This window comes from uncultured Parabacteroides sp., from assembly GCF_902493135.1.
Classification (GTDB): Bacteria; Bacteroidota; Bacteroidia; order Bacteroidales; family Tannerellaceae; genus Parabacteroides.
The window spans coordinates 1-18,924 of sequence record NZ_CABUOD010000026.1 but is presented as its reverse complement, the minus strand read 5'-3'; the positions used below and the strand labels follow the sequence as shown (position 1 = coordinate 18,924).

At 48.2% G+C, this 18,924-nt stretch carries 15 protein-coding genes; 7 read left to right on the top strand and 8 right to left on the bottom strand.

What is annotated here, in order from left to right; translation table 11 throughout:
- Positions 1–2: 2 nt before the first annotated feature.
- Entirely contained in the window at positions 3–2,126 is a 2,124-nt protein-coding gene (rnr, locus tag RDN79_RS12400) for a ribonuclease R (RefSeq protein WP_298553003.1), read from the top strand.
- Positions 2,127–2,132: 6 nt separating this feature from the next.
- On the opposite strand, the gene RDN79_RS12395 is transcribed toward rnr, so the two are convergent.
- The 7 genes from RDN79_RS12395 to RDN79_RS12365 form a co-directional block, all read right to left on the bottom strand.
- Complete coding sequence (locus tag RDN79_RS12395; protein ID WP_298553002.1) at positions 2,133–4,427, bottom strand: bifunctional (p)ppGpp synthetase/guanosine-3',5'-bis(diphosphate) 3'-pyrophosphohydrolase; 2,295 nt, start codon at positions 4,425–4,427, stop codon at positions 2,133–2,135.
- Positions 4,428–4,514: 87 nt separating this feature from the next.
- Positions 4,515–6,065, bottom strand: coding sequence for a lytic transglycosylase domain-containing protein (locus RDN79_RS12390; protein WP_298553001.1), 1,551 nt, complete (start codon positions 6,063–6,065; stop codon positions 4,515–4,517).
- Positions 6,066–6,069: 4 nt separating this feature from the next.
- Positions 6,070–6,786 (bottom strand): DUF5683 domain-containing protein, encoded by a 717-nt coding sequence (locus tag RDN79_RS12385; protein ID WP_298553000.1) that lies wholly within the window; start codon positions 6,784–6,786, stop codon positions 6,070–6,072.
- A complete protein-coding gene (locus RDN79_RS12380; RefSeq protein ID WP_298552998.1) occupies positions 6,783–7,670 on the bottom strand; it encodes a ParB/RepB/Spo0J family partition protein in 888 nt (295 codons plus the stop codon). Before RDN79_RS12380 ends, RDN79_RS12385 begins: the two co-directional genes overlap by 4 nt.
- 79 nt (positions 7,671–7,749) lie before the next feature.
- On the bottom strand, positions 7,750–8,514 hold the full coding sequence (locus RDN79_RS12375; protein ID WP_298552997.1) for a ParA family protein: 765 nt from the start codon (positions 8,512–8,514) through the stop codon (positions 7,750–7,752).
- A gap of 189 nt (positions 8,515–8,703) precedes the next feature.
- The gene (locus RDN79_RS12370) at positions 8,704–9,105 is read right to left on the bottom strand and encodes a putative toxin-antitoxin system toxin component, PIN family (RefSeq protein WP_298552996.1); all 402 of its coding nucleotides are present in this window, start codon (positions 9,103–9,105) and stop codon (positions 8,704–8,706) included.
- Positions 9,102–9,305, bottom strand: coding sequence for a hypothetical protein (locus tag RDN79_RS12365; RefSeq protein WP_298552995.1), 204 nt, complete (start codon positions 9,303–9,305; stop codon positions 9,102–9,104). Before RDN79_RS12365 ends, RDN79_RS12370 begins: the two co-directional genes overlap by 4 nt.
- A gap of 684 nt (positions 9,306–9,989) precedes the next feature.
- Between RDN79_RS12365 and RDN79_RS12360 the strand changes: the two genes are divergently transcribed.
- The 5 genes from RDN79_RS12360 (at position 9,990) to RDN79_RS12340 (ending at position 18,045) form a co-directional block, all read left to right on the top strand.
- Positions 9,990–13,631 (top strand): DUF6383 domain-containing protein, encoded by a 3,642-nt coding sequence (locus tag RDN79_RS12360; RefSeq protein WP_298552994.1) that lies wholly within the window; start codon positions 9,990–9,992, stop codon positions 13,629–13,631.
- 330 nt (positions 13,632–13,961) lie between these two features.
- Positions 13,962–14,372 carry a hypothetical protein gene (locus RDN79_RS12355; RefSeq protein ID WP_298552993.1) on the top strand — a complete coding sequence of 137 codons (411 nt, stop codon included), beginning with the start codon at positions 13,962–13,964 and terminating at the stop codon, positions 14,370–14,372.
- A 118-nt stretch (positions 14,373–14,490) separates the two neighbouring features.
- Positions 14,491–16,755, top strand: a complete 2,265-nt coding sequence (locus tag RDN79_RS12350; protein WP_298552992.1) for a DUF3987 domain-containing protein — start codon at positions 14,491–14,493, stop codon at positions 16,753–16,755.
- A 390-nt stretch (positions 16,756–17,145) separates the two neighbouring features.
- Positions 17,146–17,454 carry a helix-turn-helix domain-containing protein gene (locus RDN79_RS12345; RefSeq protein WP_298552991.1) on the top strand — a complete coding sequence of 103 codons (309 nt, stop codon included), beginning with the start codon at positions 17,146–17,148 and terminating at the stop codon, positions 17,452–17,454.
- 144 nt (positions 17,455–17,598) lie between these two features.
- The gene (locus RDN79_RS12340; RefSeq protein ID WP_298552989.1) at positions 17,599–18,045 is read left to right on the top strand and encodes an HU family DNA-binding protein; all 447 of its coding nucleotides are present in this window, start codon (positions 17,599–17,601) and stop codon (positions 18,043–18,045) included.
- On the opposite strand, the gene RDN79_RS12335 is transcribed toward RDN79_RS12340, so the two are convergent.
- The gene (locus RDN79_RS12335) at positions 18,042–18,266 is read right to left on the bottom strand and encodes a DUF4248 domain-containing protein (RefSeq protein ID WP_298552988.1); all 225 of its coding nucleotides are present in this window, start codon (positions 18,264–18,266) and stop codon (positions 18,042–18,044) included. The two genes, RDN79_RS12340 and RDN79_RS12335, sit on opposite strands and share 4 nt — an antisense overlap.
- Before the next feature lie 73 nt (positions 18,267–18,339).
- Between RDN79_RS12335 and RDN79_RS12330 the strand changes: the two genes are divergently transcribed.
- The gene (locus RDN79_RS12330; RefSeq protein WP_298552987.1) at positions 18,340–18,825 is read left to right on the top strand and encodes a glucosaminidase domain-containing protein; all 486 of its coding nucleotides are present in this window, start codon (positions 18,340–18,342) and stop codon (positions 18,823–18,825) included.
- Positions 18,826–18,924: the final 99 nt, after the last annotated feature.

Here is an 18,924-nt window from a genome sequence, read left to right as displayed (position 1 = left end):
ACATGAAAAGAAGATATATATTACAACATGTTATTATATTTATTTTTAAGTCTTCGCCCCATAAACTGTTTAGCTATAAACAGATAAGCAAGTGTATAGGTATAGTTGACCCGGTACGGAAACTACAGGTCGTAGAGATTCTTTATGATCTGGCAGACGAGAATTATATTGTAGAGGTGAACTGCGGACATTACCGTTATAATAACAAAGGTTCTACGCTGGTCGGATGTTTCGCAGGACGAAGGACTGGTAATAACTTGTTTGTTCCAGACGATGGAAGTCCCCCTATTGCAGTAAGCAGGTTGAACTCCTTGCATGCATTGGACGGGGATCGGGTACGGGTCAAACTTCTGACAAAACGGACGGGACCTGCACCGGAAGCGGAAGTAATCGCAATACTCGAAAGGAAAGAACATACGGTCACCGGCCGTTTGCAAGTCACCGACAAGCACGCTTTCTTGATTACCGAAAGCAAAAACAGCTATATCAATGTCTTTATCGGCAATCACCTGTTGAAAGGAGGAAAGAAGGGAGATAAAGCACTTGTGCGCATCCTCTCCTGGGCGGAGAGTGAAAAATGTCCTTCGGGAGAAGTCATTGAGATTTTAGGAAAAGCTGGAGATCATGTGGCAGAGATGCGTGCCTTGCTGATCGAGCATGGCTTACCTTACAAGTATCCGGACCATCTGGAGAAGGCCGTCCAAAGAATCGCCACAGCCATACCGGAAAAAGAAATCGCAAGGCGAAAAGACTTCAGGCATATCAGAACATTTACCGTCGATCCGGCAGATGCCAAAGATTTTGATGATGCCCTCTCTGCACGCCGGCTGGACAATGGGAATTGGGAAGTCGGGGTGCATATCGCCGATGTGGGATATTATGTAAAACCGAATACAGGGATAGACAAGGAGGCCGAGCGGCGGGCCATGTCGGTCTATCTGGTAGGTCATACGGTTCCTATGTTGCCGGAGCGTTTGTGCAATCGGTTATGCTCGCTGTGTCCCGGAGAAGACCGGTTGTGTTTCTCCGTCATTTTCGAGTTGGATGCAGACGGCCATGTCAGGAACTTTGACATTTGCCGGACCGTCATAAAAAGTAATTATCGTTTTACTTATCAAGAAGTGCAACAGATACTGGAAACAGGTAAGGGAAAATACAAGGAAGAAATCCGGATACTGGACCGATTGGCGAAAAAGCTGCGTGAAAAAAGATTCAAGAACGGAGCTATCGCTTTTAACCGCGGATCGGTCAAGTTTTGTATGGATCCTGAATACAAACCTTTGCAAGTTTATGTGGAAGAATTGAATGATGCGAATAAACTCATTGAAGAATTCATGTTGCTGACAAACCGGACAGTCGCCCAGGCTGTCAGCAACATGCAGGCTCCAGGAAAGGGGAAAACGTTTATTTATCGTATTCATGCGGCTCCGGTGATCGACCGGCAGGAGAAACTGGTTGCATTAGCCCGCCGCTTCGGGTACAAACTGGATACAGGCAATGGACGAAACGGCTTTTCACGGAGCCTTAACCTGTTTTTGGAAAGCATAACGGATAAAGCACAGAAGAGTCAAATCGATTTATTGGTGATCCGCTTGATGAGCAAAGCAAAATATACGACAGACAATAGTGGCCATTTTGGTTTAGCGTTTCATGATTATACACATTTCACCTCACCTATCCGGCGTTATCCGGATCTGCTTGTCCATCGTTTATTGGCCCTTTATTTGGACAGTGATACGAACACACAGCGCAGTAAATATGAGAAACTATGCCAGCATTGTTCGGCTATGGAGTTGTCCGTGAAAGCCGCCGAACGCGATTCCGTGCGGTATAAACAAGCCGAGTTTATGCAAGGTAAAGAAGGAAGGGTATTTACCGGAATCATCTCCGATGTGTCTTCCTGGGGATTGCTTGTCGAATTAGACAAAATCCGATGTGAAGGACAGATCCCCGTTCATAGACTGGGGAATGAATATTTTGACTGGAATGAAAAGAACTTTACGTTGACCGGACGCAGGACGAAACAGCGCTTTCGTTTAGGCGATCCGGTCAACGTAAAGTTAGTCCATGTCTGTCCGGTTCAAAAAGAGATCGAGTTTTCACTTGCGGAGCCATGTCAAGCCTAATTCTATTCAGTCCGCCACACGGGCTACAGACTGGATGTTCTTTATCTTGGAAAGGACTACGCACATCCGCTGGATATCCTCCACATCGTGTACTTTCATCTTTACCCTTCCTTCGAACACGCCGTCCTTCGCCTCGATCAGCAGGCGGATGATATTGACATTGAAGTCATCGGAAATCGTGCGGGTGATCGTGTTCAACACGCCAATCGAGTCGATCCCCTTAATCTCAAGCGTCGCCTCGAATGAAGAGTGATGGCTGCTCCATTCCGTGTTCAGGATGCGTTCGCCAAAGCTGCTTTTCAGGCGCATGGCGATCGGACAGGAACGTTTGTGGACTACCACGTTGCCATCGTCATTGATAAAGCCCAACGACTCGTCGCCCGGAATCGGTTTACAGCAATCGGCAATGACGTAATTGCGTTCGAAAGCCTCCTCCTTCAGGATATAAGGCTTCTTCTTGTCATATTTCGGCTTTTCTTTCGGTTGTTCCTCCTCCTCTTTCTTCCCGGTAGTCGCTTTCGTTGCTACCCGGAGCGCCTGCTTGACGTATTTGAACAGGACATTGTCCGTTTTCTCCTTCAACAGCTTGTGGATGTTTTCAGGCAGGATCACGTCTCCTTTCTCTACCGCATAGAAGAACTCTTCACGCTTGGAGAAGCCGTAATACATACACAGTTTGTCGATATTGGACGTGTTTACCTCCAAATTGTTGCGTTTGAACGCGTCTATCACCTTGCTCTCGCCTTCTTTTGCAGCCTCCTTGCGGGCCTTTTTCAGGTAAGCGTCGATTCTCGCACGCGCCCTTGCAGTCGTGACGAAGTTCAGCCACTCCGGTTGCGGGTTCTGCGAACGGGAGGTCAGGATCTCCACCTGGTCGCCACTTGCCAGCTGATGGCTGAGCGGAACCAGACGATGGTTGACTTTGGCGCCGATACATTTGTTTCCGATATCCGAGTGAAGGGCATATCCGAAGTCCAGAGCCGTAGCTCCCTGGGGCAACGTCTTGATGTCGCCTTTCGGGGTAAAGACGAATATCTCGGAGGTAAAGAGGTTCAGCTTGATCGTATCGAGGAAGTCCAAAGCGTTCGGGTCCGGGCTTTCCAGTATCTCGGTAATGGTCTGCAACCATTTGTCGAGCTCCGTATCTTCTTCGATGTTATGCTCCTTGTACTTCCAATGGGCGGCAAAGCCTTTCTCGGCAATCTCGTCCATACGGCGGCTGCGGATCTGTATCTCCACCCATTGTCCGTCAGGCCCCATCACGGTCAGGTGCAACGCCTGATAACCGTTGGCTTTCGGACGGCTCACCCAGTCGCGGATACGGTCCGGACGAATACGGTAGATATCCGTGATGGCGGAATAGATATCCCAACACTGGTTCTTCTCATCCACACCCGGCAGCGGGTCGAAGATGATACGGACGGCATATATATCGTAGATATCTTCAAAGCTGACGCCTTTGTTCTCCATCTTGTTCCAGATGGAATAGGCGGATTTCACACGGGCACGCATCTCGTAGTTGAGCCCCATCTCCTTCAACTTCTTGTCCACCGGCACGGCAAAGTGCTCGAACAAAGTGTTGCGGGCGGCTTCCGTAGACTTCAGTTTCAGATTGATAAAGGCATATTCCTGCGGATGCTCATACTTGAAGCTCAGGTCTTCCAGTTCCGTCTTGATGGAGAAAAGCCCCAGACGGTGTGCCAAAGGGGCATAGAGGTAAAGCGTCTCACCGGCTATTTTGAACTGCTTGGCAGGCAACATGGAACCCAGCGTACGCATGTTATGGAGACGGTCGGCAATCTTGATCAGGATCACCCGGATATCGTCGCTCATCGTCAGCAACAGCTTACGGAAATTCTCCGCCTGCGCCGACGCCTGCTCGCCGAAGATTCCTCCGGAGATCTTTGTCAGGCCGTCCACGATCTGGGCGATCTTCTCTCCGAACATATCCTTAATATCCTCGACCGTGTACTCGGTATCTTCCACCACATCGTGCAACAAGGCCGAACAGATGGAAGTGGAACCCAGTCCCATCTCACGGCAGACAATACGCGCCACGGCTATCGGGTGCATGATGTAAGGTTCTCCCGAACGACGCTTTACGCCGGCATGCGCCTGATTGGCAAAGTTGAACGCCTTGGTTATACGTTCCACCTTGCGGCGATGGTTGGACTTGAGGTAATCCTGTAACAGCGCATCAAAGCCGTCCTGAATCATCTGCTCGTCAGCCGAGAGGACAGGTTTCGCCACCTGGTCAGGCTGCATGTCTGTTGTGTCTTTTGTATCATTTATGTCGCTCATATCGAATGCCCTTCCGTATTTTTTAATATGTCGGTAGGCAAATATATATAAATATTTGCGATATATTCCCGAAAGCGACAGAAAAAGTTAAACGACCGGAATTTTCAAGACTTGCCCCGGCCGGATATCGGCACTTGTCAGCCCGTTGGCTCTCTGCAAGTCGTCTGTGGAAACTCCCGGATACTTCTTCGCAATGGAGTAAAGCGAATCGCCGGACTGCACTTTATATGTCAAACTTTTGCCTGATACGCGGGCCGTCTGATGGCTCTTGGCAACGACAGGAGTCGCCTTCTGTTCCGCTTTTGCGGCTCCGGCCTTTTCGGTCTTCTTTGTCTTGGCGGAAGCAAATGCGACCCCTCCGTTATCGACATGCAGACGCAGGCGGCGGCCTTTGGCAACACGGTTGGAACCGAGCCCGTTCCATTTGCGGATATCCTTCGGAGTAACGCCGTAGCGGTTCGCGATGGTATAGATGTTCTCGCCCGAAGCCACCACATGAGTTATTTTCTCAAGCGTGAGATTCTTCGATCCGTCGGCGGCATGGACCGGTACGCAGTTGGCCAGCAGCTCCTCTATACGATGCGTATAGACCGAATCCTCCTTGTCGACAAACGCATAGGTCTGCGATGCCGGAAGTTTCAATACGGAAGGTTCCGTATTTCCCGGAATGATATCCCGTTTATATTGCGGGTTGAGCGCACGAAGCTGTTCGATGTCGATCCCCAGCACATCGGAAACCTGTTGCAGGTGAAGCATGCTGCTCACCATAACCGTATCGGTCGCCAACGGCAGGCTGGTCTGCATCGGGCAAATATTATGATCGCAATAGTAATTCATGATATAATTGGCAGCGATAAACAACGGCACATACGAACGGGTTTCACGGGGCAGGAAGCGGAAGATCTCCCAGAAATCGGTCTTGCCTCCGGAACGGCGGATCGCCTTGTTCACATTGCCCGGACCACAGTTATAGGAAGCCAGCACCAGGTTCCAGTCGCCATAGATGGCATACATGTCTTTGAAATACTTGCAGGCCGCCTCAGTCGCCTTTTCCGGATCCCGCCGTTCGTCCAACAGGCTGTTGATCTCCAAACCATATATCTTGCCGGTCGGAAGCATGAACTGCCATAACCCGCAAGCCCCCACACGGGAAAGGGCAACCGGATTCAAGGCGCTTTCGACGACAGCCAGATACTTCAGTTCCAAAGGCAGGTCATGCTTGTCGAGCACCTGTTCGATAATGGGGAAATAGAAATCCGCCATGCCCAACATATAACGTACCAGATCACGCTTGCGTCCGGCATACAGGTCGATGCAATCCCTCACCACCTCGTTATAAGGCAGACGGATCACACTCGGCAGACGTTCCAGCCGCTCTTCATAAACAGAATCGGGGAAATAGACATTCTCCGCATCATCGTGACAATACTCGTCTACCTTCGAAAAGTATTGCACGTGCCAGGAATGGAGCAAACTATCCACGTTTGCATCGAGGCTTTCAGGTATCAGGCCCACTACGTCAGACAGCGAGTCTGCCGATAATGTCGAATGCTGCGGTTCGCCGAATATAGGGTCCTGTGCACGGGAGACCTGCATCAGGCAGAACAGGCAGAATAGGATAAGTAGGTTTTTATTCATGATGTTAGAACTTAAAACTGCAATTCAATCCATACGAACCCGGCGTATAGCGGGTCTTCGGGGTTACCTCCGGCGACCAGTGCAAACTCAGGTCCGGAGAGATGTCAAAGTCGAACAGCTGGGCATCCACATACGCGTCGATAATAGTGATCGCATATACCCCCACGGTAATGATAATACTCAAATCCCTGTAACGGCGGAAGTAATCTTTCCGTCGCTTCAGGTTTTCCTGGAACTGGGCATTCGAGACATAGGAACTCTCCTGCCCGCTCGGCACAAAGATCGTCCAGCTCTCGCTCCACGGCCCGGTGTACGGTGTATGCCCTTCCTGTTGCCCTTCCAACACCTTTTGATAATCCTCCATGATATTGAAATAGGCATTCGAATAATCACTATAATTCTTATTGTTCCAGGTGATGGCATACATACAGCCCATAAAGGCCCCGTAAACCAACGGGAGCTTCCAATACTTCCTGTTATAGATCTGTCCCAAGCCCGGCACCAACGCGTAAAGCAACGCTTTGTTCGGATCAGGTTTGAATTCCTTCAGCTTCACCTTCGGCTGGGGAAGCGAGTCGGCAGCCGAAAGGACAGCCCTGACGGTCGAATCGGAAGATATCACCGTATCCTGCTTTGCCGTTATCGCCCTCTGCGCATAGCCGGACCATATCGAACCGCAGAGCAGGACTATTATCCATAAAATCGCTTTCCCGTTTCTCATTTCAACTTATCCAACAAGCCGATCAGTTTTTCCAATTCATCTTCAGATGCAAAGGGGATCGTTATTTTACCTTTTCCTTTTTCGTTGCATACCAACTGTACTTTCGTATTGAAGAAGCTGGACAGATGATCCTTCAGCAAGTTGAACTCCTCGGGAAGTTTCGGTTTCCGCGGGGCGGGCTTTTCCTTCTTCGCCTGTTCGAGCGCCGCCGCATCCACTCCGCCGCGTACTATCTCTTCGACGTTGCGTACGGACAAGCCTTCCGCCAGGATCTGTTCGTAAAGCGCCAACTGCACCTCCGGGTCCTCGACCGGAAGCAACGCACGCGCATGCCCCATGTCGATCTTCTTATCCTTCAGCCCCACCTGTATCTCGGCCGGGAGCTTCAAGAGGCGGAGGTAATTGGCAATCGTCGCCCGCTTCTTGCCGACACGTTCGCTCAGCTTTTCCTGCGTCAGTCCGTAGCTGTCGATCAGCTTCTGGTAAGCCAAGGCTATTTCAATCGAGTTCAGGTCTTCACGCTGGATATTCTCGATCAGAGCCATTTCGACCACATTCTCGTCAGCCGCGGTTTTGATATAGGCAGGGATGCGTTCCAGTCCCGCCATCAGGGAGGCCCGATACCGGCGTTCGCCGGAGATAATCATATATTTGTCCGTCCCGGCCTCTTTCAGCGTGATCGGCTGGATGACGCCTAATGAACGGATGGAAGTCGCCAGCTCCTCAAGCGTCTCTTCCTCAAAAACAGAACGGGGTTGATCCGGATTGGGCTGGATTTTACTCAGCTCTATTTCACTAATAGACGATGAACCGCCCGTTTTGAGGTCGTCCATCGTTATCAAAGCATCCAATCCGCGGCCAAGAGCCGATCTTTTCATTACCATAAACTTTCGAATTTATGATTTATGATTTATGATTTATGATTTGTTTGTCTTTTCAAATCATAAATCATAAATCATAAATCTATTTGTTTTTATCTATCAGCTCCTGTGCAAGCTGCATGTGATTAAGAGCCCCCTTCGACTCGGCATCGTAAAGCAACACGGGCTTGCCGTAGCTGGAAGCTTCGCTCAATTTGACATTACGCTGAATAACGGTCGTGAAAACCAGGTCCCGGAACGGACGCTTCACTTCTTCGTATATCTGGTTGGCCAGGCGAAGACGCGAGTCGTACATTGTCAACAGGAAACCTTCGATTTCCAAAGCGGGATTCAGCTTCGACTTGATGATCTTTATCGTGTTCAACAGTTTGCTGATGCCTTCCAGCGCGAAGTACTCGCATTGCACGGGTATCATCACCGAGTCGGCCGCCGTCAAGGCATTCACCGTGATCAGTCCCAAAGAGGGAGAACAGTCGATCAGGATAAAATCGTACTGATCCTTCAACGGGACCAGTATATGTTTCAATATCAGTTCCCGGTTCTCCATGTTCAGCATTTCAATCTCCGCACCTACCAGGTCGATATGTGAAGGGATAATATCCAGCCCCTCCACTTCCGTATTGGCAATGGCGCCTTTCGGTTCGTCGCCATTCACCAGGCATTCGTAGATGGACAATTCCACATTCCGGATATCCACGCCCAATCCCGACGAAGCGTTAGCCTGCGGATCCGCATCGACCACCAGCACCTTTTTCTCAAGCGCCGCCAGCGATGCAGCCAGATTAATCGTAGTGGTAGTCTTACCTACCCCACCTTTCTGATTTGCTAAAGCGATAATCTTTCCCATACTTTGTCTATTTATTCGGGGGCAAAACTAAACATTAAAAACCTAACACAAATCAGTTCAAGCAAAACAATGCCTGTTTTGTTGAAAAGTCACCTTATCTGTTGATAACTTGCAAATATAAACAAAATATTTAATAACTTGTTTCAAATGAGCGAGATGGAGGGTATTTTTTAGGAATGATAACGAATCCTATAATAAAGAAAGGAAAGAGTTATAATCCAAGATGCGTGTTTCATTATGCTTACCTAATACAAGCAAATCCTTATCGCCCGATACGATATAGTCGGCTGGAATCGTATCGGCTAATGACAATAAATATAAATCTTTTATATCTCTGATAGGAGATTCCGCCTGCTTTTCTATATCAACACAAAAACAATACAAGCTCATCAATTCTAACGTGTCGAGGATATCTTTCTCTCCAATATACTTCCTCAGCTTCGGTCTTTGAACCACGGCTTTATATTCCCCTATCAATTCTTCGCACACATAAATCTCTACTTGTTTACTGTTTAGCAGAGTTTTCAAAGTAGACAGTTTCTTTCCAATAGTAAACGATATCCAAATATTCGTGTCTACAATTATTTTCATTTGCTATATCTTACGGCATTCAACTCCGATAAAATATCATCGTCAGACAGTTCGACATCTTTAGGACGAGACTTGACATACCGGTCCAACATACTTTCTTTAGTAGACACAGACCATCCCATTTTTTTTACTAATTGCTGAAAAAACTTAACATCAGCTTTAGGAATGTTCAAATAAAAGCCTTGTATTGTTGTATCCATAATAAAATTCCATTTCCACAAAGATAAATACTTTCAAACAGATAACCAATAGTTTAAAGTTAAAAATACAAACGTATCAAATTGGGCGCGGTTGCCCTGAGCGGTTTTCACCCACTTATGCTTAGGCTTTGTTAACAACAAGGAAGCAATACAAAGTGAAGTATTCCTGAAAATGGCCGACTTTGGCTATTCTGGAAGTGGGGACGGGTTGTTCGCGGATATTATGTATATCGCTGATAGACTTTGATTTATATGCAAATATAGGTACATATGTACATTATATAAAAAAGCCGGATTTCAGGCCTGTTTTAGGTTGTTTTTATAGTTGTAAGTGATTGGATATAAAAAAGATAGAGGTGATTTTCAAAATGACTAATGAAAACGTACGTTTAAATTCGTCATTTTTCAGCTACAAAAATACAACTACTTTTTAAACCTGCAATCCTTTCTCCCTATAAATTTTCCTTTTCTATATTCTTTCTTATCAATTAGATAGCCTTACCTGTACGAAAAACCTTCTTTCCGATACGAACTCCCTTCATACCTCCGAAAAAATGACTAAAAAAAACGTACGTTTTCATTAGTCATTATACAGGATTTTAGTTAACGCTTGTAAAACAAGGGTTATCGAAAGAGACGATATACATATAGATATACTATTTATTAATTAAACATTTTAGAATTATGAACAAGAGATTTTCTACTCTTTTGGCTGCCGCACTGGTAGCAGGTGGGTTCTCTTTCAACGCGATGGCTGATGCTTATCCTGTTGGAGAGTATATCCAAATTAAGGTAGGTGAGAAGTTCTTGACTGTTGGCGAAGGCGTTACTCGCGACAGCTTGGCTTTGGCTACTGATCCGGCTAAAGAAACAGTACCGACTTTGGAAAAGTACAACAAGACTTTGTGGAAACTGAATTTGACTCCTTACAAAGACGCTAATGGTTTGATTGAAGGCTATTATGTAAGCGTTGAAAATAAGGTGAATGGACCGGTAACCTTGACAAAGGCTGATGCTGCTGCCAATAAGTCTGAATACTATGCACCGGGCGCAGTGGTTGCACCGGGTGTTCAGTATATTGCGACTGTTGGTGCAGACAAATATGCGGAAGGTAAAGTAACTCTGGATGACATTGATTTTACTCCTGCCGCTTATTATGATGCTGCTGCAAAGAAAGTGGTAGGCTACCAGCTGAATACAGCTGGCGATGTAATCAAATTGATGTGTGCGACAGTAGACGCGAAGGATATTAAGACTTCTGCGGAGTTAGCTGAAGCTGTTAAAAAATTAACGTTTACAGGAACAAAGGCTACAGCTACAGTTGCTGCATTAGCAGCATCTCCTGTCACAATGAAGGCCTCTATGTTGAACGCAATCGGTAACGAAGCATTCCAGTTGTTCTTCAGCAAGGACATCACGGACAATGCGAAGTTTACAAACCCGTTCTCTGCAAATGAACTACAGGCTGTTGAGAATGCCGTATATTCTGCTGCAAAATACGATCTATCCGATTTCAACGACGCTGTAGAAGCTGCAAATGAAGTCGTATCGGAAGTTGCAGACTTCAAAGGTGCTATCAATGCTTATGTAGCTGAAATTACAACAGCTATGAACGAAACGGCTACTGCAGCAGGAGCTATTGCCGAGAAAGCTCCGAACAAAGCAGACATTACAGCGACTGCAACACCTCTAGCTTCAGATGAAGTAAAGAAATTATTTAAAACAGATGGTGATGTTGCAAAAAAAGTTGCTGCTCTTTTAACTCAAGCTGCTGATAAAGATAACAAATACGAAAATGTAGCTGCTGCCGATGCTCCCGAAGTATATAAGGTAAAGGATGCTGCTGCTAAACTTAAAAAAGTAACAGATGCCCGCGATGCTGCCGTTAAAGAAATCGACAAATTGGCTGCTTCAGCTGCTATCACAAAGGTAAAGGCTGCTGTTGCTAATTTTGCAACAGGTATTTATCGTATTGCAGACGAGAAGGTTGACTACACTGATTACAAAGTAAGTGATAAGACTGCTGATGCTGCATTGAAAGCTATAGCTGCCGGTTATGCCGACGCTCATAAAACTACATTGGAAGCACTGGTTGCGGAAAATGTTGTTACGGTTACGCCTTCTGCTGCCATTACAGCTAATTCTTATTATCCCTATGCAGTTGTAGGAGAAAAAGACACTTATGTAGTAGTCGATACTGCTTATGTAGCATCTAAAGAAAAGTACATGTCTTTAGGCACAACCAAGTTGAATGAAGTCGTTGTTTTAAAATCAGGTAAGGCAGCCGTTGATGTAACTGATGATGATTATGAATTTGATGAATCAACTATGGAAAAAATCCTTGTCCCGAACCTGGGCAGCTGGGCAACTCCGGCTTTATTCAAGATGGATGTTGCAATCAAAAATGTGGAACAGGGTGACTCTATCTTGATTTATGCAAACGCTTGGAAAGAACCGACAGGGAGTGCAAAATATTACAGTGATGCAACAGATGCTGTGGCTTCTTTTGAACCAGATAAGAACGTTGTTATCCGTACATTAGGTAACTCCCGTGAGGCTTCGATTCTTCTTGCAACTGGCGAAAATACAGATGCCGTTAAGAACACGAAGATCTCTTTCACAGAACCGAAGTTGGCTACTCTGGTAAAAGATGGCGCTATCTATTTCGTAGTTGAAAAGACAAAGGCTTCTGAAAAAGAAGGCAAATATCGCGTATCAACTCCGGCAGACTTTACAACATGGGCTAAAGTAGCTTATGAAAATGTTCCGGGAACCCAGTTCGTTGCAACTAAGAATGGCAATATCTATTCTTTGGACAACCGCGACTTCGCTGCAAGTGTAGTCAAAGGCCAGAAACTGTATGTTGTAGGTGAAGAAAAAGATATGATCTACACTACATCTGCACGTGATACATTCCAGTTGGTAGAAATCGCTGATGCAAAAGACGAACACTTGGGTTATAAGTTCATCACAGAACCGATCCAGCAGATCTCTGACTATGTATTGTCTGCTATCAACTATGCAAATCCTGAAGTTCCGTTCTTCCTGACATTCGATGGCAATGCAGATTCTACATTGATTGCTGCTAAAGACCAGACAAAAGCTTTAGGTTTGAAGGCTATGTTGGATGAAAATAAGAAAGAAGTAACTTCTGCTTATGACATGAACGACAAGAATCTGGAAAAACAGTATTATCAACTGTATGCTAAAGATGGAAAGGACACTTTGTATATCGATGTAAATGAAGATAACGAACTGGTTGTAACAAAGGTTCCGACTAACCTGCTGCTCCAATTCAGAAATGTAAACAACGAAGCTAACGAATACGAAGTATTGATCGGTGCTTACGATGCATCTTCTAAGACTTATCAGACAAACAAGAAAGTTTCTTACAACCAGAATGGACAGGCTGTTGCCGTTAATTTGGATGAAGCAACTGCATTTGTCTATGATTTGACTGACAATTCAACCGACATCTACAAGAACTTCGAAATCACAGAACCGACAAGCGTAATCATTTCTATTGATGGTGACGAGGCTTCAAAAGTAACAGCTGTTAAACCGTTCGCAGTAATCAAACGTACAGGTTTGGATCTGAAAGCTGCTGCAACAGACAATGATTTCGTTCTGGGTCTGGACACTGCTTATGTAAATCGCAAGAACAACATCCGCTACGCTTACTACATCACAAAACCGATCGACGTAGAAAAGACCGGTTCATTCGATAAAAAAGCATACATGGTTAGCTACAATGACTCTATTGTTGCAAAACGCAGTAACGATACTGTTAAATATGAACAGGATAACCTGACTCGCATCGGCTTCGTTCACGCACAGCGTGTTGAATTCGGCGAAAACGATTCTTTGGCTATCTCTAAAGTGAAACCGGTTGCAACAGACACAATCTATGTTGCAGGTAACAACAAGGGTGTAACTCCTGCTACTTGGGCATTCGCAATCGAAAGCGACGGCACTTACAGAATTGAAACTGCTGCAGATGCTAACGGTAACAAGTACGTAAGCTACCTGAACGGCATCCTGGTATTGGGTAACAGAGAACAGGCTCAGCTGTTCAACGTAAATTCAACAGACTTGACTCCGACAGACAACGAAAAGATCGCAACATCCGAAGTAACCGTTATCGCTGGCGAAGGCCAGGTAACGATCGCTGGTGCTCAGGGTAAGAAAGTTGTTGTAACCAATGTTTTAGGTCAAGTTATCACCAATACGGTCATCACTTCCGACAATGCTCCGATCGCTGCTCCTCAGGGCGTAGTCGTTGTAGCTGTTGAAGGCGAAGAAGCTGTCAAGGCTATCGTGAAATAAGATTGAAATTATAATCAAATAATTCGATCGCGCGGGAAGGATATTCCCAAGTACCCTGCGAAAGGCGAACAAGCGGTCAGATTTAATATTAATAATACTAAAGTATATTGAATTTAAAAGTTCAAGTAGCCTTTCCCCTGCGAAGGACGAAGGCATACACAAAACAAGCCCCGGAGATAATTGCTATCTTCGGGGCTTCGTTGATTTTGCGAAGCTCCACAAAGGAACCCGCAAAACCGGATAAATCATCTACCGTCTGCTGAAACAGACGATAAAATAGAACAAACACATAATGAAAAAAAACAGGAGCTTTCAGCGAAAGCACAGGAAATGGCGGAGTTGTACACCCGCATGGAGAACTACAAGTTGAAACAGGGAAAAGGGAAAGAAGCGACCCACTACGCGGAGCAATCCGTCCAGGCCTGCCGCAACAGGATACACGAATTGCTCGAAGAGGTCGGGGGGATCAAAGATACGCGGATTCCGGTAGAAGACGCGCGTCCGCTTGCCGAGTATTTCAGCGGCATACGCGAACTGCCCGAATTCTCAGGAAAGCCGGAAAAGGCAGCTATGGTCTTCAAGGCGATGCAGGCCATTTTCAAATTCAACGTATCGGTCAAGACGCTGGCCAAGTATTTCTATTCGAAAGACAAGGAATTGCCTTATCTGTTAAATTTCTTAAATAACACAGGTCAGAAAATAAGATGTTCTATCGGAATTATAATTCTTATATATCTATAGAACAGCAACATATCGTTTCATTTTAACATTAAAAATAGGGTTGCCGGCATGTTTCTATACGCTTACCTTTGACGTATAAAACAACCGGCAATCTTTTTTGCCTTAAATAGAATATGACATGGAACAACAAGAACATGTTTCCTTTTACCCCAGTTTGTACCAGGCCGAGTGCCAAGTGTTAACCCTCGAAGAAATCATCATCCTGATCCGGCGCCGCCACTGGAAGAATGAAATCATCGCCTACCGCACCGCTTTCACGGCAGGCAAGGCCGAAGAGGCCCGCAAGTTGAAGGGCGGATTGCCGGGTTTCACCCCTTCGGGCGTCTTCAAGGGCGGACATAAGGCAGATGGGTTGCAGGAATACAGCAAGATCATCGGACTGGATTTCGATCATGTGAAAGACCTCACGGCGTTGATCGCCGCCTTCCGGATGCTAAGCTGCACGCTGGCGATGTTCGTCAGCCCCGGCGGCCACGGGCTGAAGGTATTCGTCCGGGTCGACAGCGACGCCGGCCGGCACCGTGAAGCCTACCGGGCCGTCGCCGCCTTCTACGAGAAGGCAGGCGGGGTGGCAAGCGATGTCAAATGCAAGGATATCAGCCGCTGCTGTTATGTGAGCGACGACGAGGAGGCGTACTACAATCCGAAGGCGGAAGCCTTCCACGTCCCCGAACAGCCCGCGGCCAAGGTAGGCGTCGATGCCTTTGTCGATGCCTTCCTCGGCCGTAACCCGGCGATGCCGGGATCGCGCAACGAGACGGTCTACCGCCTCGGCTGCGAGGCGAACCGAAGGGGCTTTTCGTATGCCGAAACGGCCGCTTGCTGCACCCTGCGCCTGCAAGCCTCGGATTTCACGGCGGCAGAAATCGGGCAGGCGTTATCTTCTGCCTTTCAAGGGAATAGAAACGAACATGCTACCTTCACCGAGAGAAAAGGACAAAAAAGGGCAGAAAAGGCATCCGCTACAATTCCGGGAACGGACGGGTATGAACCGGACCCCGAAATGTCGGGCGAAAGGCTTCGCGAACAGACGCCTTTCCTGCCTGAGGAGCTGTACGGACTGCTCCCGCCGCTGCTCCGCGATGCCGTCTCCTACTACTCGCAGCGTCGCGAACGCGACATGGCGCTCTTGGGGGCTTGCACGGTGTTGAGCGCCTGCCTGCCGGAGGTATTCGGCTTCTACCACCGCAAGCGCGTCTATCCCCACCTGTTCACGGTCGAGATCGCCCCTGCCGCGAACGGGAAGGGGTGCATCAACGACATGCGCCACCTGGCCGACCGCTATGCGGGGGTGATCGAGGCGGAAACGGGGCGTGCCGAAGAAGAATACCGGCAGGCGCTGGAGGATTGGGAACTGAAGAAAGCGGAGGCGCACAAGAACCACCGGGCCGTCTCGGTGAAGGACGCCCCGAAACCCGCCGCCACGGCCTACCTGAACATCCCGACACAGATCACCAAGGCGAAGCTGCTGGTCCACCTGCGCGACAATGGCAGCATCGGCGGGTTGATGTCCGACAGCGAGATCGACACGATCGTATCGGCGAGCAAGCTGGACTTCGGGATGTTCGACGACCTGCTCCGCAAGGCGTTCCACCACGAGCCGGTCGCTTCGTCGCGCAAGACGGACAACGAACTGATCCGCATCGAACGTCCGCGCCTGGCATTGCTCCTGGCCGGCACGCCCGGACAATTCCCCCGCTTGGTCCCCGACCGGGAAAGCGGCCTTGTGAGCCGCCTGTTGCTCTACACGTGCCGCAACGAGGCGGTCTGGCAGGATGTCTCGCCCGATGGTGACGGGATGGAGATGGAAAAGAAGCTGGCCGAACTGTCCGAGCAGGTGATGGAGGCAGCCCTGACGCTCCGTAAACGTCCGTTGCAGATAGGCCTGTCGACACAACAATGGACCCTGCTGAACTGCCGTTTCAGGACGTGGCTGCGCGAAGCGGATCTTTTCGGAAGCGAGGAGTTCCTCAGCGTCGTGAAGCGCTACGGGCTGATCACGTTCCGCCTCTGCATGGTCTTCACCGCACTGCGCTGCGGTACGGCAGGCTATGGGATGGACAAGCAATATTGCACGGACGAGCATTTCCGGGCGGCTCTCGCCATCACCGAAACCTGCCTCGAACACAGCCGCCTGTTGCTGACCTCGCTCCACCACGACGAGGACGCGCCGGAGCTTTCCTGCCCCCGCAAGGCACGCAGCCTGTTAGACAAGCTGCCACCCGAATTCACTTTGCAGGAGGCTTACCGGTTAGGCGAGGCCGAAGGCATGGGACAGCGGGAGGTGAGACGTTTTATTTGCAAGCTCACTCCTTTATATTTCAGACGGATAGCTCATGGTGAGTACAAGAGAACGGGTACCCCCGACCCTGAAAAAACATAGGATGCCTTTTCTGCCCCTTTTTGTCCTTTTCTCCCCGAAAGCAATTCCAAGAAGGAACAAACCCTATACCTTTTCCCCCAAAAAGCTATAACTTTCGAGGGAAAAGGGTATAGGGTTTTTGTTGATAAGGTATAGGCGGTGAAAAGAAAAAATAAATCTGAAAAGCATTGTTTGTGTTCACCAATTCGTTATCTTTGGCAAAATAAATCCTGAACTATGGAAGAGAAAAGAAAATATATCCGCCAGATAGTAGCTTTTGGCAACTATTTCAAGGATTTCAAAAAGACCTTGCCCCGGAAACGCAGAAGACGCCTTTGGGCGAAATAGAACGAGCCAAGCGGATTATGAACGAATATTTTTCCGTCAAAAAGACGAAAGGAGGAACAAACAATGAATAAAAAAGATTTGGAAGCAATAGGATGCACCCCTATCGAGGATCTGATCACTGAGGATTTCGGTGCACCGGGTACGCCTCAACGAGATGAGTTCGAGAGCAACTGCGAGGCTTTTATCATTGGCGAACAATTGAAAGCGGAACGCTTGAAAGCTGGCATGACGCAAGAGCAGCTTGCCGCTAAGATCGGAACAAAGAAAAGTTACATCTCCCGTATCGAGAACGGACATGCAGACATCCAACTATCCACCTTGTTCAAGATATTCCAAGGCCTCGGACGAAAAATCAGCTTTACGATTTTGTAGGAACCCACCCTCACTTTCCCCGTTTTTCCCCTCTCCTTCCCCTCTTTCCGCACCGTTCCGCCACATTCCGCAGGGGCGTCGGGGACGGTCGTATCTTTGTTATGTGATTAAGAAACAGATGTTTTACCTTAAAATCCAGATGTTATGCCAGCCAAGTACAAATTGATCCAGCGCAAAGATATGCGCAAGGATGCAGCCGAAGGTTCGAAGCTGTATTACGCCAGTGCCAATACGACCGGCACGTGCGATGTGTATGAATTGTGCGACCTGATCTCGGCCCAGTCCACCGCCTCTTCGGGCGACGTGAAACTGATCCTCGACGAATTGGTCAACGTGATGCGCCGCAACCTCGGCAAAGGCGAGGTGGTCAAGGTGGGTGAACTCGGCAGCTTCCAGTTGCAGTTCGGCAGTACCGGCACAGTGACCGAGAAGGAGTTCAACCAGGCGCTTATCAAAAGCCGCCGCATCGTCTTCCGCCCCGGCAAGTTGCTGAAGGAAGCGGTCAAGAACTACACCTTCGAAAAGATCACCTCCGGGACGCCGGTCGAAGGCGGAGGAGGGGGCGAAGAGGAACGGCCGGGAGAACTTTAAGGTTCTCCGAGGTGGTTCACAATGTAGTCCTTTTGCCTGGGGGTGAGGTATTTCTTGCCCGGATGCCAGCCCGATTTTTCCAGTTGGCCGACCAGATCGTCGCTGACGCGTATCCATTTCAACAGTTGCATGGTCGCGCTCTTCTGCGAGATATTCGGGAAATACATCAGGGCCAGTTCGCCCCATCCCCAGACTTTGTTTTGATTCAGTGAATTTTCCATCGTGTTTCTTCTTGATTATGATATGTAAATATAGGCATTATCAACCTGAAATACAAACAAATATCAACATATAATGGATAAAAAAATCAACTTTCTACACTCTTGCCGGGAGGCTGCCGCCGAGGCGGAAAAGCTGTTCGGCTTAAACGCCCGGATCATCCTTGCGCAGGGTGCGCTCGAAAGCGGCTGGGGGACCTCCATGCTTGCGACGGAACATCATAATTTCTTCGGACTGATGGGGTATGGCGCTTCCAACGCGTATTGGCACGGACAACGGGCCACATTCGAGACGGCCTACGGCACACACCATTTCAGGCATTACGAGTCCACGCTCCTCTCTTTCCTCGACTTCGCCCGCCTGATCCGCTCCGCCTATCCCCGCGCCTATCACTTCAGCTTCCAACCCGAAGCCTATGCCAAGGAGATCGCCTACAGCCCCTACATCAGCGAACAAAACGGCGACAACCGCGACCTGTACCGCCGCAACATCATTGCGCTCGAGGCGGAGGTAGGGAGGCAACTGGACTTATCTGTTACTTTTGGCTTGATCCAAAAGTAACCAAAAGATCAAGGCTGAACCGTCCGGTCTACTCCGGGGAAAGGCTACGCTGTCGCCTGCGAAACTCGCTTCGCTCAAACAGCGCAGGCTCCGGACGCT

Coding starts and splice junctions, on each gene's coding strand:
- rnr (WP_298553003.1), top strand. CDS start 3: ATGAAAAGAAGATATATATTACAACATGTTATTATATTTATTTTTAAG.
- RDN79_RS12395 (WP_298553002.1), bottom strand. CDS start 4,427: ATGAGCGACATAAATGATACAAAAGACACAACAGACATGCAGCCTGAC.
- RDN79_RS12390 (WP_298553001.1), bottom strand. CDS start 6,065: ATGAATAAAAACCTACTTATCCTATTCTGCCTGTTCTGCCTGATGCAG.
- RDN79_RS12385 (WP_298553000.1), bottom strand. CDS start 6,786: ATGAGAAACGGGAAAGCGATTTTATGGATAATAGTCCTGCTCTGCGGT.
- RDN79_RS12380 (WP_298552998.1), bottom strand. CDS start 7,670: ATGGTAATGAAAAGATCGGCTCTTGGCCGCGGATTGGATGCTTTGATA.
- RDN79_RS12375 (WP_298552997.1), bottom strand. CDS start 8,514: ATGGGAAAGATTATCGCTTTAGCAAATCAGAAAGGTGGGGTAGGTAAG.
- RDN79_RS12370 (WP_298552996.1), bottom strand. CDS start 9,105: ATGAAAATAATTGTAGACACGAATATTTGGATATCGTTTACTATTGGA.
- RDN79_RS12365 (WP_298552995.1), bottom strand. CDS start 9,305: ATGGATACAACAATACAAGGCTTTTATTTGAACATTCCTAAAGCTGAT.
- RDN79_RS12360 (WP_298552994.1), top strand. CDS start 9,990: ATGAACAAGAGATTTTCTACTCTTTTGGCTGCCGCACTGGTAGCAGGT.
- RDN79_RS12355 (WP_298552993.1), top strand. CDS start 13,962: ATGGCGGAGTTGTACACCCGCATGGAGAACTACAAGTTGAAACAGGGA.
- RDN79_RS12350 (WP_298552992.1), top strand. CDS start 14,491: ATGGAACAACAAGAACATGTTTCCTTTTACCCCAGTTTGTACCAGGCC.
- RDN79_RS12345 (WP_298552991.1), top strand. CDS start 17,146: ATGAATAAAAAAGATTTGGAAGCAATAGGATGCACCCCTATCGAGGAT.
- RDN79_RS12340 (WP_298552989.1), top strand. CDS start 17,599: ATGCCAGCCAAGTACAAATTGATCCAGCGCAAAGATATGCGCAAGGAT.
- RDN79_RS12335 (WP_298552988.1), bottom strand. CDS start 18,266: ATGGAAAATTCACTGAATCAAAACAAAGTCTGGGGATGGGGCGAACTG.
- RDN79_RS12330 (WP_298552987.1), top strand. CDS start 18,340: ATGGATAAAAAAATCAACTTTCTACACTCTTGCCGGGAGGCTGCCGCC.